We start from the raw sequence: 12,097 nt of genomic DNA on the forward strand, positions 1-12,097 counted from the left end.
CGACCGAGACGCTGGCTGGCTCCTGCGTGAAGTTGGAGGGCGCTCGTGATGATCGCCGTCTCGCCTCCGACGAAGAAGCAGCGCCGGGCGTCTCATTCCCTTCGGCAGCCTGCCAGCATCACGGCCTTCCAGAAGTGGCTCACCGCCAATGGCGCCGAGGTTCTGGTCACGACCAACCCTTACGAGGTCGTCCGCTTCCGCGGCGATGCGGGGGTGTCGATCGTCTACCGGAACGACGGCGCGCGGCCGCACAAGATGACCGGGCAGGCCGGAGATGCTTGGGCTGCGTTCTGTCAGGGGCGCAACATGCGCTTCACACAGGCGGTCCAGATCCAGGCGAAATACGAGCCGGTTGTTCGGACCCTGATCGACCGCGATGGCGGCGCCTGCTTCTACTGCGGCTCTCCGTTCTGCGAAGCCTTGCCGCCGACGCGCGAGCATCTGCTGAGCCGCACGCACGGTGGCCCTGACCACATCGCGAACCAAGCGCTCGCCTGCGGCCCGTGCAACCGGCGCGCTGGGCACATGTCGCTCGCCGAGAAGATCCGCCTTCGGGATCAGCTTCGTCAGGAGGATCGTCATGGCTGAGCACCCAAGCCTCTCGCTGTTCCTGGCCGAGGCCGAGTGCGGCAAGGCCACGGCCCGGTCGCTGGCGGTGCTCTACGCGCTCCTGATGGCGGCGGGCGAGCAGATCGACCCGCGCGACTGGCGGCGGATCAACGACGCGGTGAACGCCGCGCTCGGCCTCGACACGGCCCGCAAGATCGACCGCTTCCGCCGGGTGGTGGCCGAGATCGATGAGGCGACGGCCCTGCGGCAGATGACGATGAACGGTGTCGCGGCGGCCGGGGCGCATCCCGCGCCGGCTCGGGTGCAGTGAGGGTGTGATGGCTGCGCTTGTTATTCACACGCATTCAATACCGAATAGCGCGACCTTCAAAATGGCGGGCGCTCCTCCAGGCTTCATCTTTTGCGAGATTAACTTCTTTAGAGGCCTTCTGACGACATTCTTCAAAAAGCAGAATGGATCCCTCTACTTTGCGCCGAATGATTTCGGCTTCCGACGTGGTAATGTCTTCCTCGCCTTCTTCATAATCGGCCCCAAAGGTTTGTCTCCGGAAAGAGTCCTGAAGTGCCCAAAAGCAATTATCAAGGTCGATAGCAGCGGCTTTGAAAGTCTGACGCACGAAGAACAAATCACTCGTGCCTGGATAACGGTCAAAGAAGAAGAATGCTTTTTCACATCCGATCTTGAGATCGTGGTGAAGCTCCCAGATTTGATCTGGCCAGTGTTGATATATCCTTTCGAAAGATTCCTCATCGTATTCTTTCAGAAGGCGCATCAATCTGAATTTTATCCATTCGAGGCTCTTATATGTCGAGATTTCAGCTTCCAAGTCTTTGGCGACTTCGATGCTAGATTGTCGGGCAGAAATAGCAGATTGCCTTCTCATCTCTTGAAGCTGGCCCCTTGCTGGGAGCAGGGCCAAAAGAGCTGCAGAGAGGGCAATCAGCGTTCCGACGAGAGTCTGGTAGCGATTGAGCCAAAACTCAAAGCATGTCGTTGCGTCTTCACCTGTCATGGCTTTCTGAGCAATCGCGATCCCGCAGAGTCCGGTGTCCGAAGTGGCCCATGGCACCGCGAAGAGCAGCGCAAAAAGAAAGATCAAAAAGGAAGAGAATCGCCAATCCATGTGCAGATCTCTGGCCAGAAGCTGCGCCACTCCGCAAGTGCGATGGCCAACCAGTGGAATGCGACGCAGACGCCCGGCGCCTGGGCGATCTGGCCCGAGCAGATGGAGCTCGTCGCCTGATGCTCGTCGCCCCCATCCTCCACATCGACGCCATCAGCCGCGCTGACCTGAACCAGCTCCTTGTCGCGTGGGGCCACCGCATGGGCCCTTACACGCGTCCAGTCTTCGCCGTCGAAGCGCATCACGCGATGTTCGAGCACGGCGAGCCGGTCGCGGTCGCAGCTGCGGGCGAGGCGGTCCGCGAGGTTGTCGGCCAGACCGGCATACGGCGCGAGCAGTGCGTCGAGATCGCCCGCCTTACCGCTGCGGTCTGCCTCCTCCTGCCTTTTGTGAATCACGCCGCTGGCGAAGGACACGTCTACCTCGCCGCGCCGACCGAGCCGGAGATGGATGCCGCCGACATCTGTTCTGCCGCCGCGAAGGCGCTCAGCATCGAATTGGGTGGCCCCGATTACATGGCCATCATCGCCGCCGGAAAAACCCAAGCCGCCCTGCATGGAGGCGAGAATGCCGGGGGAGGCGCCGATGCCCCGTAGCGCGCGAATCCCCGAGCGGGCTCAGAGCAGCCCCCCGGCCACCGCGCCTCCGGCCCGTCGCGACGTTCACCGACGCCAGGGCCTCTTCCCCTGCGAGTCGGAGGTCGCCCGCCGATTAAGCCAGTCGCCCGTCGAGTGGCCCGCGAAGGCCCTGGTGCTCGAACGGGACGGCCTACCTCGGATCGACCCGGTGATGGGCGGTCGCTTCTGGCCGGCAGTCGAAGCATTCTGGCACAGGCGCTACGGTCTCTCCACCATCGAGGCGTCCGCGCTCGATGGGGTGGAGAACCTCAATGCCCTCTGACCTCAACGCCCCCGGTCTCAAGACAAGGCCGAATCGCGACGGGACGCGGCGCCTCTACTGGTGCGCCCGCACGGACTTAGTGAAGGCCGGCTACCGGCCGGAGACGGTCCGCCTCCCCTACTCTCTTGACGAGCCCTCGCAGCGCATCCTGATCAAGGCGGCATGCATGCGGCTTCAGGCCGAGATGCTGGAATGGTCCGGCCGGCTCAAACGGCCGGAGGCGCGGTTCGACGGCACGATCCTCAGCCTGTCGCGCCGCTACCAGATTGACGAGGCCAGCCCCTACCAGCGTCTCAAGCACACGACCCGCCGGAAGGACACCTACACCCTCGTGCTGATCGAGAAAGCGTTCGGCTCGCGCTCGCTGGCGGCGCTCAAGATCGCCGACTTCTATCGCTGGTACGATGCGGCCAAGAAGCCGAAGACCCCAGGCGGTCCCGAGCGCGTGCGCCGCGCCTACGGCATCATCAAGAAGCTCCGGGAGCTGTTCGCCTTCGGTGTCATGGCCGAACTGCCGGAATGCGCCCGGCTCTACGAGATCCTTCAGCGGGCCAAGTTCAAGCAGCCCGAGCGGCGCCGGATCGCCATGGAGCTCGCCCACGTCGAGGCGTTCGTCGCGACTGCGCTGGAGCGTGATCGGCTGTCGCTCGCCCTAGGCACGGCAATCCAGTTCGAGGCCGTGCTCCGACAGAAGGACGTCATTGGGGAATGGGAGCCGATCCCGGAAGGCGAGGAGGCGACCGGGATCGTACTCAACGGCCGCCGCTGGAAGAACGGCCTCACCTGGTCCGATCTGTCGGCCGACCTCATTGTGCGGAAGGCGACGACGAAGACCGGGGCGTTCGTGGCCCACGATCTCAAGCTCTCACCGCTCGTCGTCTCGCTGATCGCCAGGGTGCCGGCCTCTCGTCGGATCGGCCCGTTAATCCTCGACGAGACGGCCGGGCGCCCATACGCCGAATCCGCTTACGGACGGGAGTGGCGAATCATCGCCCGGGCCGCCGGTATACCCGATGCGGTCTGGAACATGGATGCCCGGGCGGGCGCCATTACCGAAGCCGAGGACGCGGGGGCTGACCTTGATCACATCCGCTCGTCGGCCGCGCATGCGCAGCTATCGACCACGTTGCGCTACTCGCGCGGAGCGGTCGGAAAGTCCCGGGCAGTCGCATCCGCGCGGCAGGCCCACCGGACGCCGCGGAACGAGGCCTGAACGGGCTTAAGGAACGTCCTGGGGAACGTGGGGAACGCGAGATCTGCGGTAGAGCGCCAAACCGACTGACGCTTCAATGAGATAAGTGGAGCGGGCGATCGGGATCGAACCGACGACATTCAGCTTGGGAAGCTATATGGCCCAAGTGAACCCCTCCCGATATTCAGTTAACCATCTCCTCAGAAGCCATTGATGTTGCGTGGTTTTCCTCGTTTAGAGGGGTGACATCTTCGTTGCCACGGCCCGAATACCCATGTTGTATCCCCGTTGTATCCCGGGGGATGGGCCATGGCGAAGGCGGCAGGCAGGGGCAGCTACGAGCGCGAGCGCGTGAGAATGACGGCGGCGACCGTCGAGCGCGCGGCCCGCATGATCCAGGAGGGGAAGCTCGTCGGCCGCGGCGCGGAGATCGCCGACGCGGACACCCCGGGCCTCACCCTGCGGATCACGCGTGCGGCGGGCACGTGGTACCTCCGCCACCGCAAGGGGACGTTCCGCCTCGGCTCCATGGACGCCCTGACCCTGCCGGCGGCCCGGCTCGCCGCCGACCGCGCGCGCCGGGACGTCGAGGCCGGGGTCAACCCGCGCGAGGATCTGCACGTGTTCGAGGCGGTGCTGGCCAAGGGCAAGCCGGTCGAGCTCGCCGCGGACGCCGCGTTCGCGGAGACTGTCGAGGTGCAGTCCGACGAGGACCGCCGCCGGCGCGGGCCATGGCAGTGGCAGGACCTCATGGCCGAGTTCCTCGCATCGAAGCTGCCTGACCTAAAGGAGAGCTACCGGCGCAGCTACTCGGCCTACCACACCGGCCCCGAGTTCGAGCCAATCGAGAGGCTGGGCTGGCCTCGATTGAGATCTCGGATCTGGAGGAGTTGCGCGACCGCGTGATTGAATCCCGCACCCTCTCCGCCGCGGCCCGCGTCGTCGCGCAGTGCAAGGAAGCGCTGACCTGGGGGTGGCGCAGTCATGCGACGCGCTCGGGGCTCGCGGACGAAAAGCACGCGTGGTGGCAGGAGCGCTGGCACATCGAGTACAGCTCGAAGGCTCGCGAGCACACGCCGACGATCCAGGAGCTCGTCCGAACGCTGCTCGTCATCGAGCATCACCGTACCCTCAGCTCGACTGACCAGGAGACCGAGAACGGCATGCTGGCAGCCGTCTGGGCAGTCGTCCTGACCGGGCAGAGGACGGGCAGCCTCGGACGCACCCGGCGCGACGGCATCATCCCCATGCCCGACATGCCCGGCTGGGAGGTTTGGACTTGGACCGCGAAGGAAATGAAGAGCGGCCGGAAGGGAGGCCGCCCGCACGCCCTGCCGATCCCGCCGGCCGCGATCGCGGCGATCGATCGGCTCGGGGCGGACCCGTCATCGCCGTGGCGCTTCCCCAGTCGGGTCGACGGTAAGCACGTGACCCCGGCCGGGTTCACCGGCCTCTTCCATCGGTTGGAGGGCAAGACGAAGGCCGGCAAGACGAGGAAGGGCAAGAAGGGGCCGCTGTTCAAGCGTCCCCACGGCAACCTGTTCGAGCGCTACGGCATCAGGGTCTGGACCCCGCACGATGCCCGGCGCACGCTCGGGACCTTCCTCGACGAGGAGCAGCTCGGGGGCGCTGGCTCGGCGATCCTGGCGCACGCGCGGGACAAGACCGAGAACCGCGAGGAGGCACGCATCGAGGACGTGACCCGCAAGGTGTACGCTCGGGCTCAGCGCCTGAAGCTTAAGGCGAGCGGCATGGCCCCCTGGGTCGACCACGTCCTGGAGCACTACGAGCGCGAGCGCGCCCGCTTCAAGCCCCTTCCCCTGCCATGAGCGACCCCATCACGATTACAGTCCGCCTCCACGCCGACGGCGAGCTCGTCGTCTCGTCGCCGGGGACGCCCCCGACCCGCATCGTCGCCATCCGCGAGAAGCGCGCCCGGGCCGCGGGGCAGCGGGTCGCCGAGCTCGTCGAAGAGGCCCTGCAGACCCGTGACCATGCCCGTCAGGGACCGACTTCCAGATAGGTCGTCGCCACTAGTCGGCCATTCTCGTCCAGGCGGCCGTCCGGATCCCAGATTTCCATGGAGATGACGTATTCCTCCTCCGGACCGGGTACCCGGCCGTCACCAAACCCGGCCGCGAGGAACCGCGCCCCTCTCTCGTCTGGGACTCTGTAGACGAGGCTGTCCTCGACGCTGACAGCCTGGGCCTCAGCCGTAGCTAGGCCCGACACAATGCGGTGAGCGAAGCCGCCGATGGCGCCGTCGTCCCTCCAGATTGCATAGACGACGCTTCCGCCCATCATGCTCCGCTCGATGAAGATTCTTAGCGGCTCGCCGCGGCGAAGCCGCATCGATAAACTCTTGTCGGACCAGCGGGCCTTCCCCTGGAGTTCCTTTACGAGCTCAAGCGCGGTCTGCGTGGTGTAAGGAGCCATCTGTCCTGCCTCATGCCGACGCCATCGCCGGGAGGCCTGTTGATGTAATCGCAAATACCTGTTGGAACCTGAATCAGATTTGGTTCATAATAGCTTAGCGGGCGGCCACAAATTGTCTGGATCGACAAATTTTCGGGTTTGAACATTCCCGTTTTTTTCATGTGGTAGCCAGACCATCGTGGCCTGGACGTCCGCGATCATCGCCGGCGGACGAGAATTTTTTGAACTGGGGCGGCTAACGAGGCCTGCCGGCGGGAGCATCCCGGCATGCCCAACAACGCCTACGATCCCGCCACGATCCTGCGCGTCCTCACTGGGAGGGAGCAGTCCCGGCCCCGGCCCGCTAGGCACGTCGAGGACGTCCCGGACCCGACGTGGCTCGCCCTATCCCTAAGGGCGCGGAGGCTCGGCCATGGCGGCACTCCGGCCGTCAGTTGGTTGGGTGCTCGCCGACGGGTTTCATGACGGTATCTCCTGAGCGGCCGCGAACCTGTCCCGGCCTGGAAGCCTGCGCAAGCCCGAGGTGCCCGGATCCAAAACGGCGCCAGAGGCCGTCCCGACCGGGTGACCCCTGGGGGCCGGGAAACACAACTCGGCGGCAGGGTATCGGGTAGCGCTAACCCAATACCCTGCGCGCGAACGAACCGGGCCACTGCCAAGCCGTTATGTCACCGGCCCGGTCTGACCCCGTCGAGCGTCGATGGCCGCGAGGCGGCTTGGAAGCCGGTGCTTCGGCGGGCTAGCCTTCCGGCGACACGAACTCGGCGCCGGCCGGCGCACGCCTCGTCACCGACGTGACTTGGCCTCCACGACCTTGAGCGACCACGATGGACGGGCAGCCCGAGACGACCACGAGCCCTGACACGACCCGTCCTGCGCGGGGCGGACCGGCCAAGCCGCAGATCGGGTTCCACCATCGCGACGCGGTGCGCCTCCTGTACATCCTGGCACTCGGGAGCGAGGAGGCCGCACACGATGGGCGCATCTTCCGCGGCGAGAAGCGGGCGATGGCTATCGACTTCCTCGTCCGCTACCCGGATTACTTGGCCGACGAACTCCTGACCCGCTTCGAGACCGAGGGCGATCCTGCCGCCCTGGATGCTGCGTCCGACATCTTCGACGCCGACGAGCCGGACCTTCGCACGGTCGCGATGGTCCGCTGGCGCCGCGGGGCCTTCCAGAACATCGAGATGCCGCTCTCGATCCTCGCGGCGCATGGCCTGGTGCGTCCGCTGAAGCAGACCACCGGCCAGCGCCGGCACGACTTCATCGTCCTTCCGACCTCGTTCGCGTTCATCGAGCGGATCGAGCGCGAGCAGCCGAGCCTTGGCTGGTATAGGTCGCGGGTCGAGCTCGTGATGACGCTGGCCGGCTTCCGGAGCGGCTCTGACCTGAAGGGCGACCAGTATCTCCATCCCGAGTACCGCGACGCCCGCCACGGGACCGAAATCCCGTCCATCAAGGAGCGCGTCCTGGCCCGGCTCCGGAGCCTCAGGGGACGATGATGAGCACGCAAGCCACGGCAGCGGAGTGGATCGAGGCCATCGCCGGCAAGGCATCCCTGCCGATGCCGGTCGTGCAGGAGGTGCTCGACCGGCACGCCGTCGAGCCTCAATCCACCTTGCCCCGTAGGAAGAGCCTCCGCATCCGCTCTGTCACGCTGAAGGGTATCAAGGAGGGCACCGTCGCCGACGGCCCGTTCGGCCAGACTTTCACTTTCGGTCCCGGGCTCTGGGCCATCGTTTCGGACCAGAACTTCAGGGGCAAGTCGACCCTGCTGGGCGTGATCCAGGGGGGCATCCGCGGCGACATCCACGAACGCGTGAAGCCGGACGTGTGGCGATGGCTGAGCAAGGCGGAGGTCGTCTTCGAGGCTAACGGCATCGGCCACCGGCTCCTCGTCACGAAGGAGGCGGGCGACCCCGACAAGGGCGCGGCCGGCAGCTTCAGCCGCGAACAGGAGGGCGGGTGGTTCACCCTGTACGAGGGCACGGTCGGGAAGCCTCTCGAACGGGCCGTCGAGGACGCCATGCTGGCGGAGTTCGGCTTCGCCAGGTTCCATGCCCACAACGAGAAGGACGGCAGCCATACCCATGGCTGGCCGGTCATCGCGTCGGCGCTGTTCGTCGACGGTCCGGGCAAGGCCGTGTTCGGCGAGCTGCTGGTCGATGCCATCCCGCTGAGGCTGCTGCAGATGTTCATGGGCCTGCCGTGGGTCAGCACCTACACGGCTGCCGCAACGGCGCTGAAGCGGCTGAGGGCGACGAAGGCCGAGCGTCCCACCGCCTCCCGCGGCCTCGGGGACAGGCTCCGGACTAGGCTCGAAGCGGTCGACGCCTCCCTTTCGTCCGCGCGCGGCCGGGTCCGCCCCGGGCCCGACCGTGCCGTCCTGCGGGCCACGATGCTTGAGCAGGACCGTCGGCTGCTGGCCCTGCGCGAGGGGATCGAGGAGACGCGGCAGGAGGCGGTCAGGGTGGACCGCCAGTTGCAGGGCGCGACGACCCTGCTCCTCGAAACGCGGAGGGCCTTGCAGCAACTCAGGGACGAGCGGGCAGCCGGCGTGGTGCTCCGGACCTTGCGCCCCGTCTGCTGCCCCTCGTGCGATGCCGGCATCGACCACAACCGGCATTCGCGGGCGGACGAGGGTTCTACCTGCGCCTTATGCGGCACGCGCCAGGCACCGGACGAGGACGAGGACGCGTTGCGGCTGGAGGAGTTGCAGCGGGACGTCGACGACGTTGAGGTCAATGTCGCGGAGCTGAGCGCCCAGGCGACCAAGGCGCAGGCGTCGCAGCGGGGGGCCGAGGCGGAGCTTTCCAAGGCCATCGAGGCGTCGCGCGCCACCGAAGCCGCCTTGCGGGCCGAGGGCTCCGCCGACCTAGAGATGGAGATCCGGGGCCTTGAGGCCCAGCGCGAGCAACTCCTCGCGCTGATCGCGGCCGAGGAGGAAGAGGAGGAGAAGGAAGAGGCTGCCACCGGCGCTCATGACGAGGCAGTGCTCCAGGCCGCCGAGGAGGTGACCAAGGATCTCTACGACGGGCTCGCGCGCGAGATCCTCGCCGACGTGTCGAGGGAGATCACCACGCTGTCCCGTTCGTTCGGCGTCCAGAACATCGAGAGCATGGACTGGGGCACCGGGGGGGCGATGCGGATCGTGCAGGGCAAGGCTCCGACCAGCTTCGGGAGGCTGTCCCCGGGAGAGAACCTGCGCGTGCGCATCGCGGCGGCGCTCGCCGTGATCGAGGTGGCCCGGCAACGCATGTACGGCCGGCACCCGGGCCTGCTGGTCCTGGATAGCCCGGGCGCGCAGGAGATGGCGCCCGCCGACTTCGCCGCGTTGCTGTCGCGCGTGCACGAGGCTATCCAGAGCGCGGGGGACATCCAGATCATCGTCGGCGCCCGTGCGGACCCGACGCTCCTCGACGTTGTCCCATGCGATCACGTGACCCACGCTCATGGCGAGCGATTCCTTTTCTGAGCCTGGCTCCGTGGCGCCGTCCGACCTGATCAGACGCCTTCTCGACGACGGCGACGCGCAAGACCTCGGCGACATCCCGGTCGACGAGCTCGCCGCGGCGGCCGCCGATCATGCGGCGGAAGTCGAGGGCGCGCGCCTCTTCGTCATCCTCGCCGAACATCCGCGAGCCGAGGCAACCACGAAGGCCCTGGTCGCGGTGGCGGAGAACGCCGACGTGCTCGCCATGATGGAGATTGCGTCTTGGCTTGGGCGCGGCGGGCAGGTTCCGCCGACGCACCGCCAAGGGCTCGGCCGGGTTTTCCTGGAACGGGCCGCCGACAGGTCGGCCCACTATGGCACCCGCTCCCAGGCGCTGAAGGCGGCGATGATCATGGCCCAGTCGGAGCGGTCGCTGCTCCGGCGCCTCCAAGCCGACCTCCTCGATCTCGACCCGTCGGACGACGGCATCTATCTCCGCCATGCGGCCAGGGTTGCCGGGGCCGTGCTGGCCCACGAGCCCGCCGACGACTTGCGCCACAAGCTGACGGAACTCGCGGATGTCGAGGACGCGGAGGACGAAGCCGCGGTCGAGCTCGGCCTCGATGCGCTGAGAACGGGGCTCGGCGCCACCACGCCGAAAACGGCGCTCGACGCCTTCGGGCGGGCCCGGGGCTGGTTTGCGCGTGCCGAGGACGCGACCGAGACGCGCCTCGATGCCCGGCTTTACCGGAACTGCCTCGACATGCTGGTGGCCTTCCAGGAAGGCCGTACCGGCGAGGATCTCCCAGAGCGGATCGACACCGTCACGCGATCGGCCTTCGAGTACACCGCCTACCTCACCGCGAATGACCGCGAGCCCGAGACGTCGTCCTGGCTCACGGCGAAGGACCTCGAACGCGTCCACTGGACTTCGCTCGCGCTCCGCCTCGGGGCGGTCACGGACAAGATCTCCCGCTCGGCGTGGCTCAAAGTCGCCGCGGTCATGGAGGAGGAGCTTCTGTCCGTCTATGCCGCGAGCCGTACCATGTTCCGGCGAGGGTCCGACGGCGGGCTAGAGCAGGTCGTGCGCCCGATGATCGTGGGCGCGATGCAGCGCGAGCTTCGTTCCCTGGACATCCTGGAGCACTGGATAGAGGAGAACGCCGGGTCCGCTTACCTGCCGGAGGCGATGTCCCTCGGGGACCTCGTGGGCCAAGCCCGGGTAGACCTCGTCACCCACCGCCCTTCCGGGGCGGCGGACGGGAGCTCACCGACCGCCGCCATCATTGAGCACCTCCCGGCGCAGGTACGCGAGACCGTCTCGGCCCGCATCGAGGCCGATGCCGTCATCCTGTACGACGAGACCGTATCCAGGACCGTCGACGAGGTGCTTGGGACAGCCCTTGCCGCCCTCGCCGGGAATGTCGACTACGGGGGGCGAGAGGATGTCCGGAGCTTCGTCGATGTACTGCTCCTAGAGGTCACACGCTTCGTCGTCTCGCGGTACAACCTCAGCAAGGCAACGTATCCCGGCGTCGCCTATCTCTTCAATCGTGACGCGGACAACCCGCCGCTGGAAGCCGATCTCCAGCATGACTTCGTCAACTTCCTCATGGGTTCGCGGCTCGCGGAGATCTGCCGACCCGAGGCCCGGGACCTCGGCGGCGGGCGCGTTGATGTCCTGTTCACCTACAGATGGATGAAGACGACGTCCGAACTGAAGCGCTCCTTCCCGAAGCTGACGCTTAGCGACTTGGTCGACCGATACGGCCCGCAAGCCATCTCGTATCAGGGCACGAACATCGCGCTTTCCATGCTGATGGTCCTCGACCTGCATGACCGAGCCGGAGCCCAGCCCGACATACGCGACCAGATTGGCGTCCATCATCGAACCGTTGCGGACAGCTCGGTGGAGACCGCAGTCGTCCTTTTCCGGGTTCAAGGGAAGCGGCATACCCCGTCGGATGTCCCGGAAGCCGCCCTAACACCATCAGGGGCCAACCAAGCGAGCGACGAGTAGCCGCTCGTGCATGAGGTATTGGGTAGCGCAAACCGATATGGCGGCCCCTAATCACTCTAGGTTGCTTCAGTGCGGAGCTTCGATGCGTGGGAGCAAAACAATGGCTCCGGCTATCATCACCAACGTCTCAACCAAAGCTGACAGAGGCAAACGCCGACCGTTTACCATGCCTCCAATCGGGCCTTCCCTCGGCTGGTGCCTGGGCCTAATTTTCAGGGCGTGCACAAGACGCCCCCTGACCTAGTACTCAGGGATGACACATCGTGAGCGATACTGCCGGTGAGATGACCTAGCCCCTGTCCTCGTGCGCAGGGATGACAGCGTGTCTTTTACAGCCTTCAAGTGATCGAGATTTACCCGCCCTAGTGGGCGAGGTGTTCAGAGGGCCCCGGGGCGATGCCGGGGCTCTTCTCGTTATA

14 protein-coding genes are annotated in these 12,097 nt (G+C 66.3%); 11 read left to right on the forward strand and 3 right to left on the reverse strand.

Annotation, left to right across the window (positions count from 1 at the left end):
• Window positions 1-48 precede the first annotated feature (48 nt).
• Both ACFQE0_RS26245 and ACFQE0_RS26250 read left to right on the forward strand, forming a co-directional pair.
• Window positions 49-588 carry an HNH endonuclease gene (locus tag ACFQE0_RS26245; protein WP_378975711.1) on the forward strand — a complete coding sequence of 180 codons (540 nt, stop codon included), beginning with the start codon at window positions 49-51 and terminating at the stop codon, window positions 586-588.
• Window positions 581-880 (forward strand): hypothetical protein, encoded by a 300-nt coding sequence (locus ACFQE0_RS26250; protein WP_378974956.1) that lies wholly within the window; start codon window positions 581-583, stop codon window positions 878-880. Before ACFQE0_RS26245 ends, ACFQE0_RS26250 begins: the two co-directional genes overlap by 8 nt.
• Before the next feature lie 34 nt (window positions 881-914).
• Here ACFQE0_RS26250 and ACFQE0_RS26255 read toward each other — a convergent pair whose 3' ends face one another.
• Together ACFQE0_RS26255 and ACFQE0_RS26260 are read right to left on the reverse strand one after the other, a co-directional pair.
• Entirely contained in the window at window positions 915-1,694 is a 780-nt protein-coding gene (locus ACFQE0_RS26255) for a hypothetical protein (protein WP_378974958.1), read from the reverse strand.
• Entirely contained in the window at window positions 1,667-2,110 is a 444-nt protein-coding gene (locus tag ACFQE0_RS26260; protein WP_378974960.1) for a hypothetical protein, read from the reverse strand. Before ACFQE0_RS26260 ends, ACFQE0_RS26255 begins: the two co-directional genes overlap by 28 nt.
• A gap of 30 nt (window positions 2,111-2,140) precedes the next feature.
• On the opposite strand from ACFQE0_RS26260, the gene ACFQE0_RS26265 reads away from it, so the two are divergent.
• The 6 genes from ACFQE0_RS26265 (at window position 2,141) to ACFQE0_RS26290 (ending at window position 5,809) form a co-directional block, all read left to right on the forward strand.
• Complete coding sequence (locus ACFQE0_RS26265) at window positions 2,141-2,290, forward strand: hypothetical protein (protein ID WP_378974962.1); 150 nt, start codon at window positions 2,141-2,143, stop codon at window positions 2,288-2,290.
• Complete coding sequence (locus ACFQE0_RS26270; RefSeq protein ID WP_378974964.1) at window positions 2,280-2,594, forward strand: hypothetical protein; 315 nt, start codon at window positions 2,280-2,282, stop codon at window positions 2,592-2,594. Before ACFQE0_RS26265 ends, ACFQE0_RS26270 begins: the two co-directional genes overlap by 11 nt.
• Window positions 2,584-3,807 (forward strand): integrase, encoded by a 1,224-nt coding sequence (locus ACFQE0_RS26275; RefSeq protein WP_378974966.1) that lies wholly within the window; start codon window positions 2,584-2,586, stop codon window positions 3,805-3,807. Before ACFQE0_RS26270 ends, ACFQE0_RS26275 begins: the two co-directional genes overlap by 11 nt.
• A gap of 288 nt (window positions 3,808-4,095) precedes the next feature.
• Window positions 4,096-4,692 (forward strand): integrase arm-type DNA-binding domain-containing protein, encoded by a 597-nt coding sequence (locus ACFQE0_RS26280; protein WP_378974967.1) that lies wholly within the window; start codon window positions 4,096-4,098, stop codon window positions 4,690-4,692.
• On the forward strand, window positions 4,689-5,615 hold the full coding sequence (locus tag ACFQE0_RS26285) for a hypothetical protein (protein ID WP_378974968.1): 927 nt from the start codon (window positions 4,689-4,691) through the stop codon (window positions 5,613-5,615). The genes ACFQE0_RS26280 and ACFQE0_RS26285 overlap by 4 nt, the downstream gene beginning before the upstream one ends.
• The gene (locus ACFQE0_RS26290; protein WP_147025489.1) at window positions 5,612-5,809 is read left to right on the forward strand and encodes a hypothetical protein; all 198 of its coding nucleotides are present in this window, start codon (window positions 5,612-5,614) and stop codon (window positions 5,807-5,809) included. Before ACFQE0_RS26285 ends, ACFQE0_RS26290 begins: the two co-directional genes overlap by 4 nt.
• On the opposite strand, the gene ACFQE0_RS26295 is transcribed toward ACFQE0_RS26290, so the two are convergent.
• A complete protein-coding gene (locus ACFQE0_RS26295) occupies window positions 5,788-6,222 on the reverse strand; it encodes a hypothetical protein (RefSeq protein ID WP_147025488.1) in 435 nt (144 codons plus the stop codon). The two genes, ACFQE0_RS26290 and ACFQE0_RS26295, sit on opposite strands and share 22 nt — an antisense overlap.
• A gap of 827 nt (window positions 6,223-7,049) precedes the next feature.
• Here ACFQE0_RS26295 and ACFQE0_RS26300 point away from each other — a divergent pair.
• From ACFQE0_RS26300 to ACFQE0_RS26310, 3 genes are read left to right on the forward strand one after another with little or no spacing between them, the layout of a single operon-like run.
• On the forward strand, window positions 7,050-7,727 hold the full coding sequence (locus ACFQE0_RS26300) for a hypothetical protein (RefSeq protein WP_147025487.1): 678 nt from the start codon (window positions 7,050-7,052) through the stop codon (window positions 7,725-7,727).
• A complete protein-coding gene (locus tag ACFQE0_RS26305; protein WP_378974970.1) occupies window positions 7,724-9,700 on the forward strand; it encodes a hypothetical protein in 1,977 nt (658 codons plus the stop codon). Before ACFQE0_RS26300 ends, ACFQE0_RS26305 begins: the two co-directional genes overlap by 4 nt.
• Window positions 9,701-9,710: 10 nt before the next feature.
• A complete protein-coding gene (locus ACFQE0_RS26310; protein WP_378974972.1) occupies window positions 9,711-11,678 on the forward strand; it encodes a hypothetical protein in 1,968 nt (655 codons plus the stop codon).
• The last annotated feature ends 419 nt before the right edge of the window (window positions 11,679-12,097 follow it).

Origin of the sequence: Methylobacterium komagatae (genome assembly GCF_042661665.1) — a bacterium.
In the GTDB taxonomy this organism is placed as follows: domain Bacteria; phylum Pseudomonadota; class Alphaproteobacteria; order Rhizobiales; family Beijerinckiaceae; genus Methylobacterium; species Methylobacterium komagatae.

Bases quoted from the DNA above. Each gene is read 5' to 3' on its own strand.
- ACFQE0_RS26245 (WP_378975711.1), top strand. From the start codon at position 49: ATGATCGCCGTCTCGCCTCCGACGAAGAAGCAGCGCCGGGCGTCTCAT.
- ACFQE0_RS26250 (WP_378974956.1), top strand. From the start codon at position 581: ATGGCTGAGCACCCAAGCCTCTCGCTGTTCCTGGCCGAGGCCGAGTGC.
- ACFQE0_RS26255 (WP_378974958.1), bottom strand. From the start codon at position 1,694: ATGGATTGGCGATTCTCTTCCTTTTTGATCTTTCTTTTTGCGCTGCTC.
- ACFQE0_RS26265 (WP_378974962.1), top strand. From the start codon at position 2,141: ATGGATGCCGCCGACATCTGTTCTGCCGCCGCGAAGGCGCTCAGCATC.
- ACFQE0_RS26270 (WP_378974964.1), top strand. From the start codon at position 2,280: ATGCCCCGTAGCGCGCGAATCCCCGAGCGGGCTCAGAGCAGCCCCCCG.
- ACFQE0_RS26275 (WP_378974966.1), top strand. From the start codon at position 2,584: ATGCCCTCTGACCTCAACGCCCCCGGTCTCAAGACAAGGCCGAATCGC.
- ACFQE0_RS26280 (WP_378974967.1), top strand. From the start codon at position 4,096: ATGGCGAAGGCGGCAGGCAGGGGCAGCTACGAGCGCGAGCGCGTGAGA.
- ACFQE0_RS26290 (WP_147025489.1), top strand. From the start codon at position 5,612: ATGAGCGACCCCATCACGATTACAGTCCGCCTCCACGCCGACGGCGAG.
- ACFQE0_RS26295 (WP_147025488.1), bottom strand. From the start codon at position 6,222: ATGGCTCCTTACACCACGCAGACCGCGCTTGAGCTCGTAAAGGAACTC.
- ACFQE0_RS26300 (WP_147025487.1), top strand. From the start codon at position 7,050: ATGGACGGGCAGCCCGAGACGACCACGAGCCCTGACACGACCCGTCCT.
- ACFQE0_RS26305 (WP_378974970.1), top strand. From the start codon at position 7,724: ATGATGAGCACGCAAGCCACGGCAGCGGAGTGGATCGAGGCCATCGCC.